The organism is Streptomyces sp. NPDC046379, assembly GCF_055587785.1.
On the sequence record NZ_JBVJFP010000004.1, the window covers coordinates 101,982 to 116,886 of the forward strand.

A 14,905-nucleotide genomic window follows, 5' to 3' on the forward strand; every position below is an offset into this window, starting at 1 on the left:
AGTGACTTCCGAAAGCCTCCCGGTCCGGACGGACGTCCCGGTCCGGACCCCCGCCCAGCACGCCGCCGCGCACGGCCGGCGCCGCCGGATCCTGCGCCAGGGCGCCGGGCGGCAGCACCACGCGGGCCCGCTCGCCTACATCCTGCTCGGCATCACGGCGCTCCTGTCGATCTTCCCGCTGTACTGGACGATGGTGGCGGCCTCGACCGACAACACCCGCGTCAGCCAGACGCCGCCACCGTTCCTGCCGGGCCCGAACCTGTTCAGCAACCTCGCCCGTGCCTGGGACGAGGCCGCGATGGGCAAGGCCATGGTCAACAGCCTGATCGTGGCCGGCTTCATCGCCCTGTCCACGGTGCTGTTCGCCACGCTCGCCGGGTTCGCCTTCGCCAAGCTGCGGTTCAAGGGCCGCAACGTCCTGCTGATGCTGGTGATCGGCACCATGATGGTGCCGCCGCAGCTCGGCGTCGTACCGCTGTTCATGATGATGTCCGAGCTGGGCTGGTCGCAGGAGCTTCCCGCCGTCATCTTCCCCACGCTGGTGAGCGCGGTCGGCGTGTTCTTCATGCGGCAGTACCTGTCGGAGGCGCTGCCCGACGAACTGGTCGAGGCGGCCCGCGTGGACGGGGCGCACTCGCTGCGGATCTTCTGGAGCATCGTGCTGCCCGTGGCGCGGCCCGCGATGGCCGTGCTGTTCATGATCACGTTCGTGCACGCGTGGAACGACTTCTTCTGGCCGTTCGTGGTGCTCGACATGACCAACCCGACCGTTCCCGTGGCCCTGACGCAGCTGAGCGCCGGCTACATCCGCGACCAGTCCCTGATCATGGCGGGCGCGCTCCTCGGCACGCTGCCGCTGCTGGCGATGTTCATCGTCTTCGGCCGCCAGATCGTCGGCGGCATCATGCAGGGCGCCGTGAAGGGCTGACCGGCCCGCCCCGCTCCTCCCCCACCAGCCTCCCGCCTCTTGTCGAAAGGACATACGTGGTCACCGCAGCACAGCAGCAGACCGCGTCCGCCCCGGACGCCTCCCGCACCTTCCCGAAGGGCTTCCTCTGGGGCACCGCCACCGCCTCCTACCAGATCGAGGGGGCCGCAGCCGAGGACGGCCGCACGCCGTCCATCTGGGACACCTACGCCCGCACCCCGGGCCGGGTCCGCAACGGCGACACCGGCGACATCGCCACCGACCACTACCACCGCTGGCGCGAGGACGTCGCCCTGATGGCCGAACTCGGCGTGGGCGCCTACCGATTCTCCCTCGCCTGGCCGCGGATCCAGCCCACCGGCCGCGGGCCCGCCGTGCAGCGGGGGCTCGACTTCTACCGGCGGCTGGCCGACGAACTGCTGGAGAAGGGCATCCAGCCCGTCGCCACCCTCTACCACTGGGACCTGCCGCAGGAGCTGGAGGACGCCGGGGGCTGGCCGGAGCGCGCGACCGCCGAGCGGTTCGCGGAGTACGCGGCCATCGCCGCCGACGCCCTCGGCGACCGGGTGCGGACCTGGACCACCCTCAACGAGCCCTGGTGCAGCGCCTTCCTGGGCTACGGCTCCGGTGTGCACGCCCCCGGCCGCACCGACCCGGTCGCCGCGCTGCGCGCCGCCCACCACCTCAACCTGGGTCACGGGCTCGCCGTCCAGGCGCTGCGGGACCGGCTCCCCGCCGACGGCCGGTGCTCGGTCACCCTCAACATCCACCACGTCCGGCCGCTCGCCGAGACCGAGGACGACATCGACGCCGTACGGCGGATCGACGCGCTGGCCAACCGGGTCTTCACCGGCCCGATGCTGCGCGGCGCCTACCCGGAGGACCTGTTCAAGGACACCGCGGGGCTGACCGACTGGTCCTTCGTCCGCGACGGCGACCTGACCGAGATCCGGCAGCCGCTGGACTTCCTCGGCGTCAACTACTACTCCCCCACGCTGGTCTCCAAGGCCGACGGCAGCGGCACGCACACCTCCGACGGGCACGGCCGCAGCGCCCACAGCCCGTGGCCGGGCGCCGACGAGGTCGCCTTCCACCAGCCGCCCGGCGAGACCACCGCCATGGGCTGGGCCATCGACCCGAGCGGCATGCACGAGCTGCTGCGCCGGCTGTCGGCGGACTTCCCCCGGCTGCCGCTGGTCATCACCGAGAACGGCGCCGCGTTCCACGACTACGCCGACCCGGAGGGCAACGTCAACGACCCGGAGCGGATCGCCTATCTGCGCGGCCACATCGCGGCCGTGCACCGGGCCATCGAGGACGGCGTCGACGTGCGCGGCTACTTCCTGTGGTCGCTGCTCGACAACTTCGAGTGGGCGCACGGCTACAGCAAGCGGTTCGGCGCGGTCTACGTGGACTACCCGACCGGCACCCGCATCCCCAAGGCCAGCGCCCACTGGTACTCCCGCGTGGCCCGCACGGGAGTGCTGCCCGCGGCCGAGTGAACCGGACCCGGTGCGGCGCTGCTCCTCCCCGCTCGGCGCCGCACCACGAGCCCGCCCCCGGAGCCCACCGCAATGGGCCCGGGGGCGGGCTCGTTCACGGGCTCCGCCTCCGGCGCGCGGGGCGCGCACCGGGGCACGTACGGGTGTCCCGGCCCGGCGCGCGCGGTCACTCCCCCGGGTAGCGCACCCCGATCCGCTCCCGCACCGCGTCCAGGGTGTCCATCACCGCGAGGGTGCGCGCGTGGGGCCACAGCGGTGATTCCGTCAGCCCTTCGCGCAGGCAGCGCATCACCTCACGTGCCTGGTGCTCGTAGCCGTTGCCTTCCTGCGGTGCGGCGGCGACGGTCTGCGGGTCGTGGCCGTCGCGGTGCAGTACGAAGGAGCGAGGGTTGAAGAACTCGGCCGGGATCTCGATGCGGCCCTCGGTGCCGTAGACGGCCGCCCGGCGCTCGTCGTGGGCGACCATGGAGCAGGACAGCACGGCCATCGCCCCGTCGGCGTAGCCGAGCAGGACGCCGGTCTGCGCGTCGACGCCCTGCGGGGACAGGCTCGCGTGGGCGGTGACGGAGTCGGGCGCGCCGAGGAGCAGATGGGCGAGGGAGACCGGGTAGGTGCCGAGGTCCAGCAGTGCCCCGCCGCCGGCCGCGGGGTCCCACAGCCGGTGCTCCGCGGGCGCGTTCATCCGTCCTCCGAAGGAGGCGTACACGGACCGCACCTCGCCGATCGCGCCGTCCGCGACCAGTTCCGCGATGCGCAGGATGAGGGGGTTGAGGCAGGTCCACATGGCCTCCATCACGAACAGGCCCTGTTCGGCGGCCAGTTCGGTGAGGATGCGGGCCTGGCGGCCGCTGAGCGCGAACGGCTTCTCGCACAGCACCGGCTTGCCCGCCTCCAGGCAGGCACTCGCCGCGGCGACGTGGTGGGCGTGCGGGGTGGCGACGTAGACGACGTCGACCTCGGGGTCGGCGGCCAGCTCGCGCCAGCTGCCGTGGGCCCGGGGGATGCCGAACCGCTCGGCGAAGGGGCGGGCGGTGGCGAGTGACCGGGATCCGACGGCGGTGACCCGCGCGTCCGGCAGCCGCAGCAGGTCGTCGGTGAAGGCGGCGGCCATCCCGCCGGTCGCCAGGATCCCCCAGCGGATGGGCTGCTCACTCACGTACGTCTCCTCCTCGGCACGGTCACGGACTGCCTGCGCAGCCTAGTGGGCACGTTCCCACCTGCGTCGAGACGTCCATCATCCGGTCGCCGCGCCCGGCGCTCGACCAGAACTGTGCCGAGATTTGAGGGAATCTCGAATTCCCTTCCCCAGGAATTTCTATTGAATCGCGTCAGCGCCCATCGAACCACGAGTGTGTCCCAAGGTGAACAAATTCCGTCACCCCATCACAACTGCCGAGTAATAAGGAGATTGGGGGTACGCTGCCAGCAGAGTTTCAGCCAATGCCTTCTACCCGCATAGACGCCATTGCGCCTGCTGAATACAGTGGTACGGTGCCACGCTCGCCACCAGGAGGTACCCCGTGAGCAAGAGCAACTTGCGGCGCAATACCTGGGATGCGCGCACCACCTGTACCTGACCCCTGCCGCGTAGCGCTCTCTTCGCCACCCCCCGCTCTCACCCGCACGCCGTTCCGTGAGAGGGCATTTCCCGTAACACACCGTCATAGCTGAGTGATTCTCCACATCCACGTCACGGGGGATTTGGTGTCGGAATTTGATTCGTCCCGCGCACTCGAATTGCTGAAGAGAATCCTGGTCGAGAGTTCCGAGGGCGCCTGCGGCCGGCTGGCCGTGGTGCAGGGCGGACTGACCTGCGGAAAGACCACACTGCTGCACGAGTTCGCGCAGTGCGCGACGGACACGGGCGCGCTGCTGCTGGGCGCCACCGGATCACGGACGGAACGCGGGCTGCAGGCCGGCCTGATCGACCAGCTGTTCCAGAGCCAGGGGCTGCCCGCCGGGAGCATCGACCGCGTACGGGCCATGATCACCTCGGCCATGCTCGTCGAGCAGGACGACGGCGAGCCGCCCCTCCACACGGTCCTGCGGCCCAGCGCCCTGCTGGTCCACGAGGCCTGCCGGGCGATGCTGGAGCTGTCCCGGACCCGTCCGCTGGTCGTCGTGGTCGACGACGTCCAGTTCGCGGACGACGTCTCCCTTCAGCTGCTGCTCTATCTGCTGCGCAGGATGCGCTCCGCGCGGATCGTGATGGTGCTGTCCGAGTGGGACTGGCCGCAGCCGGCACTGTCGCCGCTGCGCGCGGAGCTGACCGGACGCCCGCACCATCTGATCCGGCTGGGGCCGCTGTCCGGTGAGGCGACCTCCCGGATGGTCCGGCAGGCGCTGGACAGGCGGGTCGGCAGCGGGCTCGCCACCGCCTTCCACGACCTGACCGGCGGCAACCCGCTGCTGCTCACCGCCCTGCTGGAGGACCACCGCAACGCCGAGGACGAAGAGCGCGACGGCCGGGACGGGACGGGCGACGAGGAGTCGCCGGCGGTCGGCTTCGCGTTCGCCCGTGCGGTGGCGGCCTGTCTGCACCGCTGGGAGCCGATGGTGCTGGAGGTCGCGCAGGCGATCGCCGTGCTCGGCGACCGGGCCGATCCGGAGCTGATCGGCCGGCTGATGGAGCTGCGCGGCGAGGACGCCGAGCGCGTGATGCACACCCTGGGCCGGGCCGGACTGCTGCTCGGCGGGCGCTTCCGGCATCCCATGGCGCAGACCGCGGTGCTGGGCACGCTGTCCCCGGGCGGACGCTCCGAGGCGCACAGCCGCGCCGCCGAGCTGCTCCACCAGCGCGGCGCGACGGCGCTGGAGGTGGCGCGCCAGGTGATCGCCGCCGGCCGGGCCGCCGAGGAGTGGACGCTGCCGGTGCTGCGCACCGCCGCCGAACAGGCCCTGGTGGAGGACGACGTCACGCTCGCCGTGCAGTGCCTGGAGACGGCGCTGCGCGCGTCCGGCGACGGGGCGGCGACCCTGGCCGTCACGGCGGCGCTGGCGAGGACGGCCTGGCGGATCAACCCGTCCGTGGCGGCGGCGCACCTGCCTCCGTTGCAGGCGGCGCTCCAGTCCGGCTCGCTGGAGGGGCGTGACGCCGTCACGCTGGTGCGGGGCGCGCTGTGGAGCGGCGACACCGAGGGCGTGACCGCGGCCCTGCGGGCGCTGTCGGACTCCGCGGCCCTGGACGACGCCCAGCTCTACGCCGAGATACGGCTGGCCCACCAGTGGCACTACGGCTCCGACCGGGGCCGCTTCCGGGCGGTGAAGTCGGCGTCGGCGGCGGGCAGCGAGCCGTGGAGCTACGCGGCGAACCAGCTGGCCGCGGCCTGGAACCACAAGGAGAGCCGTACGGCCACCGACTGCGCCGAGCAGATCCTGCAGAGCTGCCGGCTGGAGGACTCGACCCTGGAGGTCGTCGCGTCCGCGGTGCTGGCCCTGCTGTCGGGCAACAAGCTCCAGGAGGCCGCAGCCTGGTGCGACCAGCTGATGGAGGAGGCACAGCTGCGCGGGGCGGTCACCTGGCAGATGCTGCTGGGCGGTCTGCGCGCCCGGGTCACGCTGCGCCGGGGCAAGGCGATGGTCGCCTCCGCTCAGGCCGAGGAGGCGCTGGCGCTGCTGTCCGGGCAGAGCTGGGGCGTTCTGATCGGCTGCCCGCTGGCCACGCTGATCTCGGCGCGGACCGCACTGGGGCAGTACGACGCGGCGGCGGAGGCGGTGCAGCAGCGGGTGCCCGAGGAGATGTACGACACCGTGCACGGGCTGCGCTATCTGCACGCCCGCGGCCACTACTACCTGGCGACCGACCGGCCGCTGGCGGCGATCAGCGACTTCCAGCGCTGCGGGCGGTCGATGCAGGGCTGGGGCCTGGACGTGGCGTCGCTGATCCCGTGGCGCAGCAGCCTGGCGGAGGCGAACCTGCGTCTGGGCCGCACCCGGGTGGCCCGGGACCTGGTCAACCGGCAGCTGGAACAGGCCCGGACGATGGACGACCGGGCCCGGGGCATCTCGCTGCGGGTGCTCGCCGCGAGCAGCGAACTCGGGCAGCGGCCGGCCCTGCTGCGGCAGGCCGTGGAGTGCCTGGAGGGCGCCGGTGACCGGCTCGAACTCTCCGTGACGCTGGAGGAGTTGAGCCAGGTGTACCAGCAGCTGGACGAGTTCGACCGGGCGCGGCTGCTGTCCCGCCGGGCGGCGCAGGAGAGCAAGGCGTGCGCCGCGGGTCCGGCGCCCTCCCGGCCGCGGGCCGCGGGGCGCACGGCGGACCCCGCGCCGCCCGCCGCGGGGCCGGTGCGTCCCCACGCCGAGCCGTCGCGGCTGCCCATGCTCAGCGACGCCCAGCGCCGGGTCGCCGAACTGGCCGCGCTCGGCCACACCAACCAGGAGATAAGCCGGCGGCTCTACATCACCGTCAGCACGGTGGAGCAGCACCTCACCCGGGTGTTCCGCAAGCTCGGCGTCAACAGCCGCAACGACCTGCCGCTGACCCTCAGCGATCTGGCCTGAGCCGGACCCGTTCCCGTCACCCCCGCACAGAGCGAGGAGTCGTACCCATGGATACCCGACCCCGGCCCGGCGCCGCCATCGTCTTCCCCGGCATGGGGCCGTCCTCCTTCGCGGACGTGGCCCGGTTCATGCTGGTCAACCCCCACGCCCGCAAGCTGGTGGCCGAGGCCGACGAGGTGCTCGGCCACTCGCTGGCCGACCGTTACGAGCAGGCCGAGGGCGACTACTCGCCGTACGCGCAGATCGCCTTCGTGGTGAACTGCCTGGCCCTGGCCCGGTGGGCCGGGGAACGGCACGGGATCGAGCCGCAGTACGTGGTCGGGCCGAGCTTCGGCGGCCGGGCGGCGGCCGTCCACGCGGGCGTGCTGAGCTTCCCGGACGCGGTGCGGACGACGGCCCGTCTGGCGGACTGCATGGACGAGTACTTCGCGCGGGAGCATCCGGACCTGGTCACGCACTCGTTCGTGCGCGTGCCGCGGGAGCGGCTGGACGAGATGCTGGCCGAGCTCACGGACCGCGGCGAATGGCACGACGTGTCCTGCCACGTGGACGACGACTTCTTCATGGTGACGCTGTCGGAGAAGTCGCTGGAGCCGTTCCAGCAGCGGGTGCGCTCGGTGGGCGGCCTGTCCCTGTACACGATGAAGCCGCCGATGCACTCGCACGTCTTCGGCGGGCTCCGTGACCGGGTGGAGCGGGAGATCTTCGCCGGGCTGTCGTTCGCCGATCCGGTGCTGCCGGTCGTCGCCGACCAGGACGGCACGGTGCTGACCACCGGCGCCGGGGTGCGGACGATGCTGCTCGACGGCTTCGTCCGGCCGGTGCGCTGGCCCGACGTGGTCGCCTCGCTGCGGGATGCGGGCGTGGGCCGGCTGTACGTGGCCGGGCAGGACGCCATGTTCACGCGCGTGGGCTGCACCACGCGCGCCTTCGAGGTGGTGCCGTTCACCCCGAGGGCGGCCCTGCAGCCGGCCCGCAGGAGCATGCCGGCGGCCCGCTGACCGCGCCGGGACGGCGCGAAAGGGGCCGGCGTCGGGTGACGCCGGCCCCGCGCATGGTGCGGTGCGCCTACTCGCCGTTCACGGAGAAGGCGTAGAACGTTCCGGTCGTGGTGGAGCCGGTGGTGCCGGCGTAGGCGAACTTCACGTAGCCATTGCCCCAGTAGACGGTGCCGTCGACCACCGCCGGGCCGGCGATGGAGGAGTACGGGCCGAGGAAGTCGAACAGGATGCGGCCGGTCGCGGCGTCGATGCCGTACATCCGGCCGCTGGTGGAGGCGGCGTAGAGCACGCCGCCCGCGACGGTGACCGGGGCCCAGGCGTAGCCGGGTGACGGGTCGGCGATCTGCCAGGCGATCCTTCCGGTGCGGGCGTCGAGCGCGGCGAAGGAACTGCCGGTGGTGGTGGTCCCGTCGGGCAGCCGGTAGGGCTCGCGGCCGAAGTTGCCCTGGGCGAGGTAGACGCGCTTGCCGTCGGTGGCGGTGCCCCAGAGGATGCCGCCGACCTTGCCGCCCGGGCCGGTCGCCGCGCTCCACACGACCTCGCCGGTGAGGGCGTCGAGCAGCCAGTACTCGCCGCTCTTCTGGCCGGCTCCGACGACCGGGCGGCTCGAACCGTCGGCGTTCTTGACGGTGAACAGGTGTGCGCCGTCGCCGAAGTCGTAGTCGGGTCCGACGTGGGCCGGGCAGTTGTTGGGCGGGAAGCCGGGCAGGCAGCCGACGTTCCAGGCGTCGAACCGTGCCCGTCCGCTGGCCCACTTGACGCTGCCGGTGCCCATGTCGAGGGCGAGCACCGAGTCGACGTGGTTGTCGGGGTCCATGCACTCGGCCGGGCTGCCGCCGGCGTTCTGGCAGTCGCCGACGCTCTGCGGGACCTGGTAGTTGTTGCCGGTGGTGAAGTAGACGGTGCGCCGTGCGGCGTCGATCGCCGGGGTGCCCCAGACGGCCGCGCCGCTGTAGCCGCCCGCCCGGCCGCCGTTGTCCGGCACGGTGTGGCGGGTCCACAGCACGCGCCCGGTCCTCGCGTCGACGGCGTTGGCGCTGCCGCGGAAGGTGCAGCAGGGGTAGGCGGGGTCGGCCGCGGCGAGTTCGGACTCCCGCGAGGAGACGCCCTGGTAGATCACGCCGTTGTGGACGATCGGCGACTGGGTGAGCACGGCGAAGGGGTGGCTGTCCAGGCGGGTCTTCCAGCGCAGGTTGCCGGTGGTGGCGCTGACGGCCATCAGGACGGCCTGGGAGTAGTCGCCGATGTAGACGGTGTCGCCGACGACGGCCGGGCTGGAGCGGGAGACCGAGCCGGCGTCGCCGGTGTAGTCGGACACCGGACGGGACCAGATTCTCCTGCCGGTGCGCGCGTCGACCTTGTGCAGGTGACCGCCCCAGTCGGGGAAGTAGGCGGCGCCGCCCACGACGGCGGCGGTGGCGGACACGTCCCCGTGCGTGGTGTAGGTCCACTTGACCGCGAGCTTGCTCGCGTTGGTCGTGTTGACCTTGTACTCCAGTGGATTGGAGCGGGTGTTGGCCACGTCGTGTCCGGCCATCGGCCAGCTCGGCGCGGTGCCGGTGGCGCCGGCCGGCTGCACGCCGGGCAGGACGGCGGCGGTCAGCACCAGCAGGGACGACAGCACCAGCCGGCGGACGCGGCGGGTGTGTCTGCGGAGAAGGTGATGCACTGCATCGATCCCTTCGGTCGGTGGTTGTTCGACTGCCGTCGCCCGGTGCGGCGCGGGCGAGGCCCCTCGGTCGGCGCCGGCAGGGCGACACGATCGGCGAAGATCGTCCTGGCCGGAAAGTAGCGGCGCCGGTGGCCCGGGACAGCCCCTACGGCCCCCTACCGGGGCTGCTGCCGTCGTGGCGCGCCCGCCGAGGGGCCGTGCCGTCCGAGCAGTTCGGCGGCCAGTGCGGTGAGCCGCAGCCGGTCGGTCTTCTTGTTGGTGTTCAGCGGCCACTCCTCGAGGCGGTGGTAGTGCCTCGGGATCATCTGCTGCGGCAGCGTCCGGGCGAGTCCGCCGGCCAGTTCCCGGGGGGAGGTGTGCTGTCCCAGGTAGAACACGAAGAGTTCGGTGCTGTGGTCCACCGGCACCCCGACGACGACCGCGTCCTGCACGGTGGGGCAGCCGCGCAGGGCGTGTTCGACCTCGGCGAGTTCCACCCGGTGGCCCTGCACCTGCACCTGGGCGTCGACCCGGCCGAGGTAGACCAGTTCGCCGCCCCCGGTGCGGCGCACCCGGTCTCCGGTGCGGTACCAGAGCCGGGAGTCCCGGCGCAGGTACCTGCCCTCGCCGTCGGCGGGGTCGAGATAGCCCGCGCACACCTGCGGTCCGGACAGCCACAGCTCGCCCTCGGTCCCGGCGGGCTCGCCGTCCTCGTCCAGGAGCAGTTCCTCGTGGCCGTCGTGGAGGCGGCCGAGGGGCACCACTCCGTTCACGCCGAGCGCGGGCGACGACTCGGGCGACCAGCGGTGCCGGTGGGTGGTGATGGTCGTCTCGGTCGGCCCGTAGACGTTGATGACGGCGGAGCCGGGGGCGGCGCGCTGCCAGTCGTCCGCGTCGCGGCACTGCAGGGCCTCCCCGCCGAAGAAGGTCCACCGCAGCGACGGCATTGCGGCGGGGGCCAGTCCACCGGTGCGGCGGGCGAGCGCGATGACGCTCGGCGCGGAGAACCAGACGGTGATCCCGTGCCGCGCGACGAAGGCGGGCAGGTCGCGGTAGGCGTGCGGCGGGACCGACACCAGCGGCGCCCCGACGGCCCAGGCGCACCACAGGTCGGAGACGGCCGAGTCCCAGTTGAGGTTGGCGGCCTGGGAGAAGACGTCCGCGGCGGTGAAGTCGTACCAGGCGTCCATGAGGCCGAAGTAGTGGGCGAGGTTGCCGTGGGTGAGCCGCACGCCCTTGGGGCGGCCGGTGGATCCCGAGGTGAACAGCACATAGGCGACCCGGTCGGCCGGCACGGGCCGCGGCCCGGCCAGGGCCTCGTGCGGCTTCGGCTCCAGCCGGTGGAAGCCGGCCGGCAGGCCGGTCACCGGTTCCGCGGCGGGCACGGCCGTCCGTGATTCGCGCATCGCGCCGAGTACGGCCGTCCCGGCCGGCGGTTCCGGGGCGAGTACGGCCAGGTCCCGCTTCCCGACGGGCAGTTGGGCCAGGCCGGGCAGGAGCGCGGCGCCTTCCTCGTCCACGATCAGCGCGGACACGTCGGCGGCCTCCAGCATCCGCCCGGTCCGCTCGGCCGGGAAGTCGGTCAGCAGCGGCGCCACCGGCACGCCGGCGTAGACGCACGCCAGGATGCCGACGTACGCCCGCACCCCGCGCCCGGCGAGCACACCCACCGCGGCGGGGGGTCCGCCGGGCGCGGCGAGCAGCGCGCCCGCCCACGACAGCGCCGTCGTGTGCGCCTGTTCGTAGGTCACCGTCTCCTCACCCACGCGGACCGCCACGCCGTGGGGCGAGGCGGCCAGTCCGCGCAGAAAGCGAGCGTGCAGCGCGACGTCCGCCGGCCCGTCCATCCCGTTTCCCTTCCGTTCGTTCGGCCGGAAATACCCGCCGTTGACAATGTCCGGACACCGGCTTCATCATTTCCGCATGTCTGAAGAAATCATCACCGAAAACATCGGCGGCACTTCCGGCCGGAACGAGATGTTCGAGGCTCTCCTGCGCCGTTTCCTGCCTTTTCTGCCCGCCGACGAACCCCTTGCCGAGGACGCCCCCCTGCGCGACCTCGGCCTGGACTCCATGGGTGTCGTGGAGCTGCTCGCCGCCCTGGAGAGCACCTTTGACGTGCGATTCAGGGACGACGCGCTGAGCCTGGAGAACTTCGCGAGCCCGGGGAGGCTGCGCCACACCCTGGACCGGATGAGGGAGCTGCCCACCTGAAAGGAATTCGGGCGAAGGGCCCGGAGAAGCGAATGAGCGGCGAATCGGCGCCACCGCTCTCCGGGCATTCCGAACGCCCTCTCCACGACTGGCCCCGCCACGCCCCGCGGAAATCCGTGATACCTGATCGATGCAATGGCCGGACGGTTTACGAACACAATGCGGTGAAACTCTTCTCGAGCCGCTGGAGCACGCTCCGGACGTGGGGCAGCCGCACCGGGTCGGCCGAGTCCAGGGCCTGCTGCTGCTCCTCCTGCGTGTCGCCGTAGAGCATGCTCGTGGCGGCCTTGAAGCGCAGGGCCTGCGGGGAGTCGCCCAGGTGGTGCCCGGCCAGGACGGCGATGCCGTAGGTGTCGAACAGGTACTGGAACAGCGACGCCGAGTCGCACACGCCGTGCTCGGCGAGCACGGGCCGCACGGGTTCAAAGTCCGGGTAGACGTAGAACCCGCCCGTCGGCGGGCGGCACCTGGCCCCGGCCGAGAGCATGATGCCGTGCACCGCGCGGGCCACCGCCCCGTGCAGCCGGGCGCTCGCGGCGAGCCGCTCGCGCACCTCGGGCGGCTCGGCGAACGCGTACTCCGCGACGGCCTGCATGGGTCCCGCCAGGGTGGACCAGACCTCGCTGGCCACCGAGACCACGCCCTCCCGCAGCCGGGTCCCCCAGGGGCCCTCGGGGAAGCGGGCCGCGCCGATGCGCCAGCCGCCCAGCGCGAGGCTCTTGCTCAGCCCCGTCGTCACCACCGTCCGCCGGGGCGCCACCTCGGCCGGGCTGAGCACGGGCAGCGCGGGGTCGTGGACGATGTCGCGGTAGATCTCGTCGGAGACGACGAGCAGGTCCTCCTCCTCCGCGACCGCGCACACCGCGCGCACCAGGTCGGGCGGGGCGAGGGTCCCGGTGGGGTTGTCGGGCAGGGTGAGCACCACGATGCGCGGGTCGTGCCCGAGGGTGCGGGCGGCGGCGACGGTCTCGCGCAGCGCACCGGGCTCGGGCACTCCGCCGCATTCGTCGGGGATCGGCACGCCGAAGGCCCGCTTGCCCGCCAGCCGCGCCTGCGGGGCGTACGTGTTCCAGGCCGGCCGGGGCAGCAGCAGGTCGCCGGGAGCGGTGAGCTGCAGGGCCATCAGCAGCGGCTTGCTGCCCGGCGCGACCACCACCTGGTCGGGGTCGGTCGGCAGGCCGCGGCGGCCGAAGTAGCTTGCGACGGCCGCGCGCACGGGGAGCCCGCCGGCGACGGGGCCGTAGGCGTTGCGCCCCGCACCCTGGGCGAGCCGCTCGGTCAGCGGCCGGAAGGGGGGCAGCCGGGCCTCGCCGAAGCCGAGGTGCACGATGGACTCGCCCTCCGCCCTGCGCTGGTCCACGATGTGGTTGAGCGCCAGATTGGGGGAGACCTTGGCGTCGGCCATGGCCGGCTCCTCTCAGCGTGATCGACGGCCGGATCGGAGCCGGCCTCGGGGGGTGCTCGGTCAGACCAGTCCGGTGTGGGCCGCGGTGAGGTCGTCCGGGGCGTTCTCGTCGAACTTCAGCTCGTCGAGCCAGGCCGCGCTGTCGCTGTAGTGCGCCCGGAAGGGGCGGCCGACCAGCTCCGGGTCGCGGGCCTGGAGCATCCGCAGCTGGAAGTAGCGTCCGTGCGGGGTCTCCTCGACGCCGTCGACGACGACCTTGCCCGGGGTGGCCGACATGACCGGTCCGCGCACGGTGCGGGCGAGGCCGGGCAGGGTGCGGTAGGCGTCCTGGAAGATCCGGGCGGCCCGGGCGAGGGGAACCTTGAAGTAGTCGTAGGGGCCGGTGTCCCGCTCGACGAACATGTAGTACGGGACCACTCCGGCGGCGAGTTCGGCCCGCCACATCTCGCTCCACGTCTCGGCGTCGTCGTTGATCCTGGCGATCAGCGGCGCCTGGCCGTAGACGAGGGCGCCGGTGGCGCGGATCCGGGCCAGGGCCCGGCGGACGACGTCCGTGCCGAGTTCCCGCGGGTGACTGAAGTGCGCCATCACGGCGAGGTTGCGGCCGGACGCGACCACCTGCTCGAACAGCCGCAGCACGTCGTCGGCGTCCTGGTCGGTGACGAACCGCTGGGGCCAGTAGGCCAGCGACTTGGTGCCGATCCGGATCGTCCGCACGGTGTCCACGGCGAGCAGCGGTTCCAGGTGCCCGCGCAGCCGCTCGGTCGACATCACCATCGGGTCGCCGCCGGTGACCAGGACGTCGGTGACCTCGGGCCGTTCGCCGAGGTACTCGACGAGCAGCCGCGGGTCGGGCGCGGCGAAGCGCAGTTCGGCGTCGCCGACGAACTGCGCCCAGCGGAAGCAGTAGGTGCAGTAGGCGTGGCAGGTCTGGCCCTGGCCGGGGAAGTAGAGCACGGTCTCGCGGTACTTGTGCTGCATCCCGGGCAGTTGGGCGCCGTCCCGGGTGGGGACGTTCAGTTCCTTCTGCCCGGAGGGGTGCGGATTGAGGCGGGCCCTGATCCGCTGGACCAGCGCGGCGAGTTCGGCCTTGGTGTCCGGGGTCGCGGACAGTTCGGCGAGGTGGCGCTCGTCCTCGGCGGGGAGCATGCCCGTCTGCGGGAAGACGAGCCGGAACATCGGGTCGTCGGGGACGCGGTCCCAGTCGACGAGGTGCTGCAGGACGTAGTCGTTGACGCGGAAGGGCAGGACCTTCGACACCAGCCGCACGGCTTCCCGGACCTCGGCCGGCAGACCGTAGCGGTCCGCGATCTCGTCGCACTGGCGTGGCCCGTGGGCACGGAATCGCGGAGTCTCGAGGAGATTGGCTGCCAGCAGGGACATGCGGACATTCCTCTCGGTGGAGTGCGTCGAGGACTCCGTCTGCTGTCGACCGGAGCATGCTGATTGCGAGACCGACGGTAGTGACGGCGCCGTACCCGGTACCCCCCAGGCAACCCCAGCCGGACCCTTACGCGGGGTCCGGAGCGGGGGTGCGGGGGGAGCTTGGGGCGCGCCCGGCGGTCGGCGTGGGCCGGGGATCGGCGGCCGACGGCCGCCCGGGGTCGGCGGTCGCCGTCTGTCGCCGGTCGCTGGTCGTCTGTCACCGGTCGCCGGTCGTCCAGTCGTTCGGCGTTCGCCGTTCGCCGTTCGCCGGTGACCGTG

The 14,905-nt window shown here is 72.6% G+C and carries 10 protein-coding genes; 5 read left to right on the forward strand and 5 right to left on the reverse strand.

The genetic code is table 11. The features are described from left to right. Position 1 precedes the first annotated feature (1 nt). Positions 2 to 928, forward strand: a complete 927-nt coding sequence (locus tag ACZ6KF_RS09825; protein WP_356633321.1) for a carbohydrate ABC transporter permease — start codon at positions 2 to 4, stop codon at positions 926 to 928. 56 nt (positions 929 to 984) lie between these two features. After that, a complete protein-coding gene (locus tag ACZ6KF_RS09830; RefSeq protein ID WP_356633319.1) occupies positions 985 to 2,430 on the forward strand; it encodes a GH1 family beta-glucosidase in 1,446 nt (481 codons plus the stop codon). Between the two features lie 166 nt (positions 2,431 to 2,596). Here the strand turns inward: ACZ6KF_RS09830 and ACZ6KF_RS09835 are convergent, their stop codons facing one another. Further along, positions 2,597 to 3,586 carry a Gfo/Idh/MocA family protein gene (locus ACZ6KF_RS09835; protein ID WP_356633317.1) on the reverse strand — a complete coding sequence of 330 codons (990 nt, stop codon included), beginning with the start codon at positions 3,584 to 3,586 and terminating at the stop codon, positions 2,597 to 2,599. Between the two features lie 581 nt (positions 3,587 to 4,167). On the opposite strand from ACZ6KF_RS09835, the gene ACZ6KF_RS09840 reads away from it, so the two are divergent. Both ACZ6KF_RS09840 and ACZ6KF_RS09845 read left to right on the forward strand, forming a co-directional pair. Further along, positions 4,168 to 6,930, forward strand: coding sequence for a LuxR C-terminal-related transcriptional regulator (locus tag ACZ6KF_RS09840; protein ID WP_469237965.1), 2,763 nt, complete (start codon positions 4,168 to 4,170; stop codon positions 6,928 to 6,930). A gap of 47 nt (positions 6,931 to 6,977) precedes the next feature. Next, entirely contained in the window at positions 6,978 to 7,931 is a 954-nt protein-coding gene (locus tag ACZ6KF_RS09845) for an ACP S-malonyltransferase (RefSeq protein ID WP_469160007.1), read from the forward strand. 67 nt (positions 7,932 to 7,998) lie between these two features. Here ACZ6KF_RS09845 and ACZ6KF_RS09850 read toward each other — a convergent pair whose 3' ends face one another. Both ACZ6KF_RS09850 and ACZ6KF_RS09855 read right to left on the reverse strand, forming a co-directional pair. Then, entirely contained in the window at positions 7,999 to 9,600 is a 1,602-nt protein-coding gene (locus ACZ6KF_RS09850; protein WP_469237967.1) for an outer membrane protein assembly factor BamB family protein, read from the reverse strand. 158 nt (positions 9,601 to 9,758) lie between these two features. Further along, positions 9,759 to 11,429 (reverse strand): AMP-binding protein, encoded by a 1,671-nt coding sequence (locus ACZ6KF_RS09855; protein ID WP_469237969.1) that lies wholly within the window; start codon positions 11,427 to 11,429, stop codon positions 9,759 to 9,761. Between the two features lie 76 nt (positions 11,430 to 11,505). Between ACZ6KF_RS09855 and ACZ6KF_RS09860 the strand changes: the two genes are divergently transcribed. Further along, positions 11,506 to 11,796, forward strand: a complete 291-nt coding sequence (locus tag ACZ6KF_RS09860) for an acyl carrier protein (protein WP_469237971.1) — start codon at positions 11,506 to 11,508, stop codon at positions 11,794 to 11,796. Positions 11,797 to 11,944: 148 nt separating this feature from the next. Here the strand turns inward: ACZ6KF_RS09860 and ACZ6KF_RS09865 are convergent, their stop codons facing one another. Together ACZ6KF_RS09865 and ACZ6KF_RS09870 are read right to left on the reverse strand one after the other, a co-directional pair. Further along, entirely contained in the window at positions 11,945 to 13,201 is a 1,257-nt protein-coding gene (locus tag ACZ6KF_RS09865) for a pyridoxal phosphate-dependent aminotransferase (RefSeq protein WP_469237973.1), read from the reverse strand. Between the two features lie 60 nt (positions 13,202 to 13,261). Next, on the reverse strand, positions 13,262 to 14,584 hold the full coding sequence (locus tag ACZ6KF_RS09870; RefSeq protein ID WP_356633303.1) for a KamA family radical SAM protein: 1,323 nt from the start codon (positions 14,582 to 14,584) through the stop codon (positions 13,262 to 13,264). Positions 14,585 to 14,905: the final 321 nt, after the last annotated feature.

What these genes read in the sequence shown, in the direction of transcription:
- ACZ6KF_RS09845 (WP_469160007.1), top strand. Translation starts at nt 6,978, where the DNA reads ATGGATACCCGACCCCGGCCCGGCGCCGCCATCGTCTTCCCCGGCATG.
- ACZ6KF_RS09855 (WP_469237969.1), bottom strand. Translation starts at nt 11,429, where the DNA reads ATGGACGGGCCGGCGGACGTCGCGCTGCACGCTCGCTTTCTGCGCGGA.
- ACZ6KF_RS09860 (WP_469237971.1), top strand. Translation starts at nt 11,506, where the DNA reads ATGTCTGAAGAAATCATCACCGAAAACATCGGCGGCACTTCCGGCCGG.
- ACZ6KF_RS09865 (WP_469237973.1), bottom strand. Translation starts at nt 13,201, where the DNA reads ATGGCCGACGCCAAGGTCTCCCCCAATCTGGCGCTCAACCACATCGTG.
- ACZ6KF_RS09870 (WP_356633303.1), bottom strand. Translation starts at nt 14,584, where the DNA reads ATGTCCCTGCTGGCAGCCAATCTCCTCGAGACTCCGCGATTCCGTGCC.